Below are 6,565 nucleotides of genomic sequence, written 5' to 3'. Positions count from 1 at the left end.
GACCTGCACCATCCCCATCCATCCTTCACCGACGGCACATATGACGGGCGCTATCTCTTCGCCAACGACAAGGCGAACACTCGCGTCTGCYGCATCCGCCTCGATGTGATGAAGTGCGACAAGATCATCCAGCTGCCGAACCAGTACACGGTGCACGGCCTGCGCGTGCAGAAGTATCCCAGGACCGGTTATGTGTTCTGCAATGGCGAGGATCGCGTGCCCGTGCCGAATGACGGGAGGGATTTGAACGATACGAAGAAATACATGTCGATCTTCAGCGCGGTCGACGGTGATACCATGAAGGTCGCCTGGCAACTCAGGGTCGACGGCAACCTAGACAATGTCGACTGCGACTATCAAGGCAAGTATGCCTGGGCGACCTGCTACAACTCGGAAGAGGGCGTGACGCTCGCCGAGATGATGGCCAAGGAACAGGACTGGGTCGTCGTCTTCAACCTCAAACGGATCGAGGAGGCGGTGAAAAAGGGCGAGTTCGAGACCATCGGTGGCGTTCCCGTGCTCGACGGCCGCTCCGGCTCGAAGTTCACCCGTTACATTCCCGTCCCAAACAGCCCACACGGCATCAACACCGCCCCGGACGGCATCCACTTCGTCGCCAACGGCAAGCTCTCGCCGACCGTGACCGTTTTCGACGCCCGCAAACTCGACGATCTCTTTGATGACAAGATCAAGCCACGCGATGTGGTGGTGGCCGAGCCGGAACTGGGACTGGGGCCGTTGCACACCGCCTATGACGGCAAGGGCAACGCTTTCACCACGCTGTTCCTCGACAGCCAGGTGGTGAAGTGGAACATCGACCTCGCCAAGCGGGCCTTCAAGGGCGAGAAGGTCAACGCGGTTATCCAGAAGCTCGATGTGCACTACCAGCCGGGCCACAACCACACCTCCATGGGTCAGACCAAGGAAGCTGATGGCAAGTGGCTGATCTCCCTAAATAAATTCTCAAAAGACCGTTTCTTGAACGTTGGTCCGCTCAAGCCCGAAAATGATCAGCTGATCGACATCTCGGGAGAGCGGATGGTGCTCGTGCACGATGGTCCGAGCTTCGCCGAGCCGCATGATGCGACATTGGTCCACAGGTCAAAGATCAACCCGCTGCAAATCTGGAAGCGCGACGACCCATTCTTCGCGCCTGCGGTTCAGCAGGCAAAGGCTGACGGCGTCACGCTTGAGCAGGATTCCAAAATCATCCGCGACGGCAACAAGGTGCGCGTCTACATGATCTCCGCCGCCCCAGCGTTCGGGCTGGAGGAGTTCACGGTCAAACAGGGGGATGAGGTCACTGTCTTCGTCACCAATATTGACGAGGTTGAGGACCTGACCCACGGCTTCTGCATCACCAACTACGGCGTGAACATGGAGGTCGCTCCGCAGGCCACCGCCTCGGTGACCTTCGTGGCCTCAAAGCCTGGCGTCTACTGGTACTACTGCTCCTGGTTCTGCCATGCGATGCACATGGAGATGAARGGCCGCATGCTCGTTGAGCCGCAAGGCGCCTGACCGAATGCGAGTGTATCGCACAGTGTTGTCCCTCGGGCTGGCGGCGCTTTTTGCCGCCAGCCTCGGTATGCCAGCGTCAGCTGAGCAGAGAACCATTGAACTAGGACGCGGCGACCTGCAGGCCGACATCGACAAARCTGCTGACGGCGACGTGCTCATCCTGGCCGCTGGCGATCACGCCGGGCCAATCAGGCTCTCACGCAAACTGACGATTGTTGGGGCGACTGGCGCAACCTTGAACGGATCAGGGAAGGGGAGCGTCGTCACCATTTCCGCGCCTGACGTCGTCATTCGCGGCTTGACGATCCGTGGATCGGGGAGGGATCCGGAGAAAATGGATGCCGGCGTCTTCGTCGAGAAGACGGCAACAAGGGCCTTGGTTGAAGGCAACAAGATCGAGGGAAACCTCTATGGCATCTACCTGCACGGAGCCGAAGATTCCGTCGCCACGAAAAATGAGATCACCGGCATCGAAGAGGGCCGTGTGAACGAGGCCGGGAACGGCATCTCGGTATGGAATGCGCCCGGTGCCAAGGTAATCGACAATGAGATCCGCTATGGGCGAGACGGAATTTTCGTCATCACCAGCAAGAATAATGTCTTTAGCGGAAATCGCTTGCGTGATCTGAGATTCGCTATTCATTACATGTATACGAACGACAGCGAGATCTCGAATAACGTATCGACCGACAATACGGTTGGATACGCAATTATGTTCTCAAGCCGCCTTACGGTTACCGGAAATATTTCAATCGGCGATCGCGATCATGGCTTTATGTTCAATTACGCGAACAACTCGAAAATCCTCAACAACACAGTGCTGGGTCGAATTCAATCGGCAGATCGCTGGACCACCACTGGCATGCGCACCAAGGAAACACGGGAACACGGCCTGCCAGCGGCAGGAGAGCCGGAACCCGATCTGAGTTCAGGCGCGCGTCCCGCCCCGACCAAATGCGTATTCATCTACAACGCCAACCAGAACCGCTTTCGCGAGAACTGGTTTGAAGGTTGCGAGATCGGAATTCACTTTACGGCGGGGTCGGAGCGCAACGAGATCGTAGGCAATGCCTTCATCAAAAACCGGAATCAGGTGAAGTATGTGGGCACCCGCTATCTGGACTGGTCAAAGGATGGACGAGGTAATTTCTGGAGCGACAATCCGGCTTTTGATCTGAACGGAGACGGTATTGGCGATAGCGCCTACCGGCCGAATGATCTCATCGACAAAGTTCTGTGGACCGCGCCCCTGGCTAAGCTTTTGGTCAATTCTCCTGCTGTGCAGGTCATTCGTTGGGCGCAGGCTCAGTTCCCGGCGCTGCTGCCGGGCGGCGTGATTGATAGCCGGCCGCTCATGGCCCCGCCACCGCTGCCCAAACTCGCGCAAGGACGCCGCCCGTGACGGCCACTGTAGAAGTTCGCAACTTGGTCAAGCGTTTCGGCGCCCTTGAGGCCGTTCGGGACGTCTCCTTTCAATTGCCGGAAGGAGAAACGGTCGCTCTCGTTGGCCACAATGGCGCGGGAAAGACGACAGTGATGAAGTTGATGCTGGGCCTCATCCGCCCCACGGAAGGCTGCGTTAGGGTGCTGGGGGAGGATCCCGCCGCGGGGGAGTTCGCCGCACGCCGGCGCCTCGGTTATTTGCCCGAAAGTGTCTCCTTCAATACGGGCCTCACCGGACGCGAGACCATTGCGTTCTACGCAAGACTGAAGCGTGAACCGATACGCAACGCGCTTTCGCTCCTTGATCGGGTGGGTCTCACGCATGCAGCCGACCGCCGCGTCGGCACCTATTCCAAGGGCATGCGACAACGCCTCGGCCTGGCTCAGGCTTTGCTCGGATCCCCGCGGGTGCTTTTGCTCGACGAGCCGACAACCGGGCTCGACCCAGCTCTACGGCAGAGTTTCTACGAGATTGTGCAGGAGTTACGCAGCGGCGGCGCAACCGTGCTTTTGTCTTCCCATGCCCTGACCGAACTCGAAGAGCGCGTGGGTCGCGTGATCATTATGAACCATGGCGTGAAAGTCGCCGACGGAACCATGGACGAACTCCGGCTRATCGCCCGGCTGCCCACGCGGATTAGGATGAAAGTCACCGAAAGTGGTCTTTCCCGTCTCCACGACTGGCTGGAACCTGTCAGCGATTGGCGGCGGATCAACGGCCACATTGTCGAGGTTGATGCGGCGCCGCAGGAGAAAATCGAAATCCTTCGCCGCGCGACCAGTGCCAATGCGCCTGTCGAGGATCTCGACGTGATACCGCCGACGCTCGACGAGCTGTACGCCCATTTCCTCCGGTCGCAGGAGCGCGCATCATGAAGAACATCGTGATCGTGGCCTTCAAGGAAATCCAGGAGGGTTTCAGGAATCGCTGGGTCCTCGCGACGACGCTGTTGCTCGCCGCGCTTGCCCTTTCACTCACGTTCCTCGGGAGTGCGCCAACCGGCAACGTCGGAGTGCGTGCACTCGACGTGGTAATCGTGAGCTTGTCGAGCCTAACGATTTTTCTGCTGCCATTGATCGCCCTGCTGATCTCCCACGACGCGATTGTTGGTGAGATGGAGCGAGGCACGATGCTGTTGCTGCTGAGCTACCCGATTGCTCGCTGGCAGGTATTGCTTGGCAAGTTTGCGGGCCACCTGGCTATCCTGGCCTTCGCCACGCTCCTCGGTTACGGGGCTGCAGCAGGTGCCCTGGTCGCGACGGGCGCCGTCATTGATGCGGAAAGCTGGATTGCCTTCTGTTCCATGATTGGCTCCTCCATCCTGCTCGGGGCCATCTTCATAGCCGTTGGCTATCTCGTCAGCGCACTGGTCGGAAACCGCGGCACCGCTGCGGGTATCTCCGTCGGCATCTGGCTTCTGTTCGTGTTGATCTACGATATGGCGTTGCTGGGTCTGCTCGTCGTGGATCAGGGCCAGATCGTCTCCGGCAGCATCCTCAACGCGCTGTTGCTGCTCAACCCAGCCGATATCTATCGGCTGTTCAATCTCACAGGCTTCGCGAATGTCAGCTCTTTCTCGGGAATGGCTGGCGTTGCGCAAGGTGCAACCCTGAGCCTTCCAGTCCTCTTAGCCGCCCTCATTGCCTGGGCGTTCGTTCCCCTGATGCTGGCGGCCGTTGCTTTTTCGAGGAGAGAACTATGAGGCTCCTTGTTATTTCCAGCGCTCTGCTCGGGGCGCTGGCCCTGGGCGGTTGCAATGACAAGAAATCTGCGGAAGCGCCGCCCCCGCCCCAGCAGCTTACGACCGCTGCTATTGGCCACTATTGCGGCATGAACGTTCTGGAGCACCCAGGTCCAAAAGGCCAGATCCTACTTGCCAGTCGCAAGGAACCCGTCTGGTTCTCGTCAGCGCGTGATGCGGTTTCCTTCACCATGCTTCCCGAAGAGCCTAAAGATATCCGGGCGATCTATGTGTCGGATATGGGAAAGGCAGCGACTTGGGAGGAACCTGGCGCGACCAATTGGGTCGATGCCCGACAGGCGGTCTTTGTCATCGGCAGCCGCATGAAGGGCGGCATGGGAGCGGCCGAGGTCGTCCCGTTCTCGGACCGCAGCGCTGCCGAGAAATTCGCCTCTGACAACGGCGGGCGCATCGTATCATTCGCGGAGGTTCCCAAGGACTACGTCCTCGGAGCGGAAGAGGACGCAGCGCCGCCGCCACCACCCCGAGGGATGTCTGGCCATGGGGCTGCAACAGCTCCCAAAAGCGGTCACATGCATTAGGGAGACCGCCATGAACGTTACGACCACGCGCCGGCGGATGATCGGGATCACGGCAGCCGCTGCCGGTTTGGGCCTGCTACCTTTCGGGGCGAGGGCCGGTTCCGGAGGTCATCTCGTCACTTGGCTCGGCCAGTCGATGGGTGCAGTTTCCTCGCTTCAAATCCACCATCACCACCGCCCGACCGCCGAGCGCCTGATCGAACGGGCCCTTGCTGAGGTGACGCGTCTTGAACGCATCTTCAGCCTGTATCGCGCCGATTCGACACTGGCGCTTCTGAACCGCCAGGGCATCCTGATCGCCCCGCCGGCCGAACTAGTTTCACTGCTGAACCATTGCAGCGGGGTCTGGAAGACGACCGAGGGAGCGTTCGATCCAACCGTCCAGCCACTCTGGTCACTCTATCGCGACCATTTCAGTCGCCCTGATGCGCCACCCGAGGGCCCGACAGATAGTGCCATTGAGGAGGCACTCGGCAAGGTCGGCTTCCAATATGTAACTTATGATGGTGATCGCGTCGTTTTTGCCCGCCGGGGCATGGCCCTGACCCTTAATGGGATCGCTCAGGGTTACATCACTGATCGTGTCGTCGATATACTTCGCTCGGGCGGCATCGATCATAGCCTGGTCGACATGGGAGAACCGCGCGTGCTGGGCAGCCGAACTGATGGCAATGCCTGGCAGATCGGTCTTACGGACCCAGCTGATCCGCCTCGGATCGCTGAAACAATCGAGGTGACTAACATGGCAGTAGCCACCTCGGGCGGGTACGGGTTTCAGTTCGACCCGGCTGGCCTGTTCCATCATCTGATCGACCCGCGCACGGGTCGGCCTGGGAAGCGGTATCAGAGTGTAACCGTGGTAATGCCAACCGCCACAGAGGCCGACGCCCTGTCGACCGCCTTCAGCTTCATGCATATGCAAGACATCACGCGGTCAGGGGGAGWTATTGGATTTGACCACGTACGTCTGACGACGGTTTCGGGGCAGCGGCAGATCATCCTAAGATGAGTGTCTTCAGCGTGCAGGCAGGATGGTGGCTGCTTCTCCACTACTTCGTATCGGCTGCTGCTGTCGGAAGAGGGTCTACTGTTTCGGTAAGAAGGCTTCTCGCGTTCAATGCCGATTGTTCTGAGGTGCGGATGGTTCGGGCAGCGCGCCGCCGTCGCTCTCCCCCGTCGCGATCCGGTCGTCCTTGTCATCGAGCAGAATGCGTTCGGCCGCTCCGTCGAGATCCTCATACTGGCCGCTCTTGAGGGACCAGAGGAAAGTGGCGAGCGCTGAGGCGCCGAGCAGGAGGGCCAGGGGCACGAGGAAGA

Annotated in this window: 7 protein-coding genes; 6 read left to right on the top strand and 1 reads right to left on the bottom strand. The window is 59.5% G+C overall.

Annotated features, from left to right (window positions below):
• From nosZ to AC1D34_RS32440, 6 genes are all read left to right on the top strand, one after another.
• Positions 1-1,521, top strand: a 1,521-nt coding sequence (nosZ, locus tag AC1D34_RS32465) for a TAT-dependent nitrous-oxide reductase (RefSeq protein WP_476826458.1), incomplete at its 5' end; no start/stop codon positions are given.
• A 4-nt stretch (positions 1,522-1,525) separates the two neighbouring features.
• Complete coding sequence (locus AC1D34_RS32460; RefSeq protein WP_476826457.1) at positions 1,526-2,923, top strand: nitrous oxide reductase family maturation protein NosD; 1,398 nt, start codon at positions 1,526-1,528, stop codon at positions 2,921-2,923.
• Entirely contained in the window at positions 2,920-3,840 is a 921-nt protein-coding gene (locus AC1D34_RS32455) for an ABC transporter ATP-binding protein (protein ID WP_441508847.1), read from the top strand. The genes AC1D34_RS32460 and AC1D34_RS32455 overlap by 4 nt, the downstream gene beginning before the upstream one ends.
• Positions 3,837-4,667 carry an ABC transporter permease subunit gene (locus AC1D34_RS32450; protein WP_441508846.1) on the top strand — a complete coding sequence of 277 codons (831 nt, stop codon included), beginning with the start codon at positions 3,837-3,839 and terminating at the stop codon, positions 4,665-4,667. Before AC1D34_RS32455 ends, AC1D34_RS32450 begins: the two co-directional genes overlap by 4 nt.
• Positions 4,664-5,248, top strand: coding sequence for a nitrous oxide reductase accessory protein NosL (locus tag AC1D34_RS32445; RefSeq protein WP_441508845.1), 585 nt, complete (start codon positions 4,664-4,666; stop codon positions 5,246-5,248). Before AC1D34_RS32450 ends, AC1D34_RS32445 begins: the two co-directional genes overlap by 4 nt.
• Before the next feature lie 10 nt (positions 5,249-5,258).
• A complete protein-coding gene (locus tag AC1D34_RS32440; RefSeq protein ID WP_476826456.1) occupies positions 5,259-6,257 on the top strand; it encodes an FAD:protein FMN transferase in 999 nt (332 codons plus the stop codon).
• 105 nt (positions 6,258-6,362) lie between these two features.
• On the opposite strand, the gene ccoS is transcribed toward AC1D34_RS32440, so the two are convergent.
• Positions 6,363-6,565, bottom strand: a 203-nt coding sequence (ccoS, locus tag AC1D34_RS32435; protein ID WP_476826455.1) for a cbb3-type cytochrome oxidase assembly protein CcoS, incomplete at its 5' end; no start/stop codon positions are given.

The sequence above is a fragment of the Allobosea sp. P1_A7 genome (assembly GCF_056406775.1).
Note: the sequence above shows the minus strand (reverse complement) of the source record. Positions and strands in the feature narration are given on the sequence as shown.